Raw genomic sequence first — 3,680 nt, 5'->3', positions numbered from 1 at the left:
GCGGTCGAACGGCTGGAGGGGATCGGCCGGCCGTATCACATTTTATTTTCCAGTTCGAACAACGGCGCGGCGGCGGCCGCGGTGCTCGCCGGCCTCGCCGTCTCCGTGCTGCCGGAATCGGGCCTGCGCCCCGGCATGCGCGTGCTCACATCCGCCGACGGTTTTCCGGAATTGCCGAGCTGCCGCATCGGGCTGGTGCGCAATGCGCACGAGACCTCCGCGCTCGCCGATGCTTTGGCCGAGCACATCGTGTCGTCGCTCGACAACTTGTCTGACGCGCAGGCGGCGGAGTGAGCGGCAATCGCTTTTATGGCTACTCCTGTGCCCTTCCTGTGGTGGCAGAGGTTGGCTCGGCTTCGTTGTTCTTGGTACCTCCGAACAAGAACCGCTGGGGGTTGTGAGCGAGATCAGTGATCGCCCGACCTGCAAGATCAATTTGGCGCGTTGCAGTTGCGGTCATCTTGTTCACGCCGATGGTAATTTCGTCGGTACGTTTATCCAGATTGCGCATCAACAACCGACCAGAAGCAGTCATCTTGTTCACGCCCGCCGTAATTTCGTCTGTACGTTTGTCGAGATTGTCCATCAGCAATCGAGCCGAGTCCGTTGCCTCCTTCGCATTCTTTGCCGTGTCTTTCACATCGGACACGATCGAATCCACATTGTCCGCATTGCGCGCCAGAGATGCGCTGAACTTGCCGATATCGGTGAACGCCTCATGCAATACCTTCTCGTTGGCCGCGATCACTTCTTCCACTTTGTTTAGAACCTCACGCGCAGCTTGCATCATGTCCTGACTAGCGTTCGAGTCGGCTCTTAAAGTCGGTGGCTCACCCTCCTCTCGCTCGATCAGCGGCGTGTCCGGGGAGGCCCCTTTCAAGGACACTGACGCCACCCCGGTCAGGCCGGAAAACTCGAGGCCGACGTGGGTATCGGCGCGGATTGGCGTCGACTTGTTGACGGCCAGCATGGCGATGACCTGGGACGGCTTGTCTGGGTCAAGCCGGAGATTGGTCACTTGGCCGACGCGAATGCCATTGAATAGAACGTTGCCTCCGACCTGCAATCCGGACACCGAGTTGTCAAAGATGACGCGGTATGCAACGGCTTGTTTCTTGCCGGACGAGTGATGCAGCCAGAAGATAAAACCGAATGCGCCCGCGACTACCGCGAACGTAAACAGGCCGATAAAGGCATAGTGCGCATGTCGCTCCATCATCCTACTCCAGTCGTTCCTACTTGGAGCCTGAGTGCCGGCCGGGCGCGAACGCCGCGGAAATAAGCCCTAAGCCAAGGATGCTGCGAGGCCAGCATCTTGTCCATCGTACCCGCTTCGATGATCTTGCCGTCCCCGAGGACTGCGATCCGGTTGCAAATGGTGTGCAAGCTGTCCAGATCATGCGTCACCATGAAGACCGCCATTGGTGAAGTCTGTTGCAGTGTCAGGATGAGCTGATCGAAGTCAGCCGCGCTGATCGGATCGAGGCCCGAGGTCGGCTCATCGAGAAAGAGGATTTCCGGGTCGAGCGCCAAAGCGCGCGCAAGCGCCACGCGCTTGACCATTCCGCCCGATAATTCGGACGGGTATTTGCGGTAAACATCCGCTTTTAGACCGACCATTTCCAGCTTCGTAATGGCTATTTCTGTCACCAAGCGATCCGACAAATTGAGATATTCGCGAATAGGGAACTCAACATTCTCGCCGACCGTGAGCGAGGAGAACAAAGCGCCCTGCTGAAACAGAGTGCCCCATCGCCGCTCGATTTGCTGGCGCTGCGTTTCGTCTGCTTCGTCGAGATCTACGTCGAAGACCTCAATGCGTCCCTGCTGTTTCGGAAGGAGACCGAGGATCGTGCGCGTGAGCACTGATTTACCCGCCCCGGACGCCCCGACAAAACCCAGAATCTCACCTCGATACACGTCCAGCGTGACGTCCTTGAGAACCCGAATCCCTTTCAGTTCAACGGCCACATTGCGTACTTTGATGACGGAGTTTTTTGTCATCTTACATACCGATCGACGCAAAGAACATTGCGAAAACGCCGTCGAGTACGATCACCAAAAAAATGGATTTAACAACTGAATTGGTGGTCTTTTCACCGAGCGACTCGGCGCTGCCTCCGACTTGCAAGCCTTCCACGCAAGCCACAATTCCGATGAGCAGCGCCATAAATGGCGCCTTGATCATCCCGACCTCGAACGTCGTCGTCGTCACAGCTTCCCGTAGGCGGTCCAAGAAGACCTCCGGCTGAATGCCCCCGTAAAGCCACGCCACTAAGCCGCCACCATAGAGCGCGGCCATCGATCCAAGAAATGTCAGAATTGGCACCGCAATGACTAAAGCAAGGATACGTGGAAGGATCAGCACTTCAATGGGATCGAATCCCATGGTCCGCAATGCGTCGACCTCTTCGCGCATACGCATCGTGCCGAGTTCAGCGGTGTAAGAACTCCCGGATCGGCCGGCGACCATGATACAAACGATCAGAACGCCGATTTCTCTCAGTACCAACACGCCGACCATGTCGATCACGTAGATATCGGCGCCGAATTTGCGGAAGTGGAATATGCCTTGCTGCGCGAGAATGGCACCGATCAAAACAGTGATCAGCAGGATGATCGGCACAGCACGCCATGCAACGCGCTCGATCTGATGGATCATCGACGTGAAGCGAAAACTTTTGGGCCGTCGGACGACTCGCTGAAGCGCGACGATCAATAGGCCGAGCATTTCCGCTAGCAGAACGAGGTCGGCGCCGACGCTCGCCATCGTCCGTCCCACGCTTTCGAGCGTTGCAACGATGCTGTTCGGTCTTGGCGGCGGGGATGACAAGACTTGTGTCCCGACATGGACTTTCTCGAAGAGACCTCGGTAGTCGTCGCGCAGTCCCACCAGCCGCGCTTCACCCCCTTTCCTCGTTAACGTGCGGATTGCGCGCTCGATCAGCCATGCGCCGTAGGTGTCGAGATTCTCGATATGCGCGGCATTGATCGTGACACCGCGTTCCACAATGCCGGCTATTGCGGCATCCATCTGCGACTCGATTCTGTCCGCATATTCAGCTGTCCACGACCCAGCGGCACTGAACTCGACTCCGTCGCTCCGCTGTTCGGTGAACAAAACCCCTGCCGGCAAGGAGGCACTCCTTCGTATATGAGGCAGCACCACGCATCTGCGGCCACCTTTCGCAGACCCATTCGCGAAAGACCGAACCCCGCAAAGCGGCGGGGTTTATGATTTGGCCGAAAGTCGAGAGCCGCGGTGGCAAGCGGTTGGTCAGTTCGCTGCGAGAAAGTTAACGGCTCGGCATCCCCGCTTAAACTCTGTTTACCGCTTTAGGTTAACGAGTTGTTAACCATACGGGCCGTGCAAAATAGTGAGTCCGGCAGGGTCGAACAATCTGGATATTTCAAACATTTAGTCGAAAGGCTAAGGCGAAACACGTCTTCTGAGGTGTAACGGTCGTTTCGAGAGCACCATTCATCGTCGAGGTCACTACTCAGCGCGAACGGCAGGTGGCAGCACGCACGAAACCTCCGCGCTCGCTGATGCTTTGGCGGAGCACATCGTTTCGTCGCTGGATATTTGTCGGACGCGCAGGCGCCGGAGTGACCTGCAAAGGCCGCAAAATTCGTGGTCTAAAAAATTGCGAGCCCGCCCGGAATGTCCAAGCGGGCTC

The 3,680-nt window shown here is 57.3% G+C and carries 4 protein-coding genes; 1 reads left to right on the top strand and 3 read right to left on the bottom strand.

All coding sequences use genetic code 11. The features are described from left to right. Positions 1 to 294: LysR substrate-binding domain-containing protein (locus VJV58_RS05735; protein WP_324136370.1), on the top strand; the 294-nt coding region annotated here is incomplete at its 5' end. Positions 295 to 313: 19 nt separating this feature from the next. Here VJV58_RS05735 and VJV58_RS05730 read toward each other — a convergent pair. The 3 genes from VJV58_RS05730 to VJV58_RS05720 are packed head-to-tail and all read right to left on the bottom strand — an operon-like array spanning position 314 to position 3,034. Then, positions 314 to 1,216, bottom strand: a complete 903-nt coding sequence (locus VJV58_RS05730) for an MlaD family protein (RefSeq protein ID WP_324136369.1) — start codon at positions 1,214 to 1,216, stop codon at positions 314 to 316. After that, the gene (locus VJV58_RS05725) at positions 1,216 to 2,004 is read right to left on the bottom strand and encodes an ABC transporter ATP-binding protein (protein ID WP_324136368.1); all 789 of its coding nucleotides are present in this window, start codon (positions 2,002 to 2,004) and stop codon (positions 1,216 to 1,218) included. Before VJV58_RS05725 ends, VJV58_RS05730 begins: the two co-directional genes overlap by 1 nt. Position 2,005: 1 nt before the next feature. Further along, positions 2,006 to 3,034, bottom strand: a complete 1,029-nt coding sequence (locus VJV58_RS05720; protein ID WP_414641416.1) for an MlaE family ABC transporter permease — start codon at positions 3,032 to 3,034, stop codon at positions 2,006 to 2,008. Positions 3,035 to 3,680: the final 646 nt, after the last annotated feature.

The organism is Bradyrhizobium sp., assembly GCF_035273305.1.
Classification (GTDB): Bacteria; Pseudomonadota; Alphaproteobacteria; order Rhizobiales; family Xanthobacteraceae; genus Bradyrhizobium.
The sequence above is the reverse complement of the archived record's forward strand: the minus strand, read 5'-3'. Positions and strand labels throughout refer to the sequence as shown.

Bases quoted from the DNA above. Each gene is read 5' to 3' on its own strand.
- VJV58_RS05725 (WP_324136368.1), bottom strand. From the start codon at position 2,004: ATGACAAAAAACTCCGTCATCAAAGTACGCAATGTGGCCGTTGAACTG.
- VJV58_RS05720 (WP_414641416.1), bottom strand. From the start codon at position 3,034: ATGGATGCCGCAATAGCCGGCATTGTGGAACGCGGTGTCACGATCAAT.
- VJV58_RS05730 (WP_324136369.1), bottom strand. From the start codon at position 1,216: ATGGAGCGACATGCGCACTATGCCTTTATCGGCCTGTTTACGTTCGCG.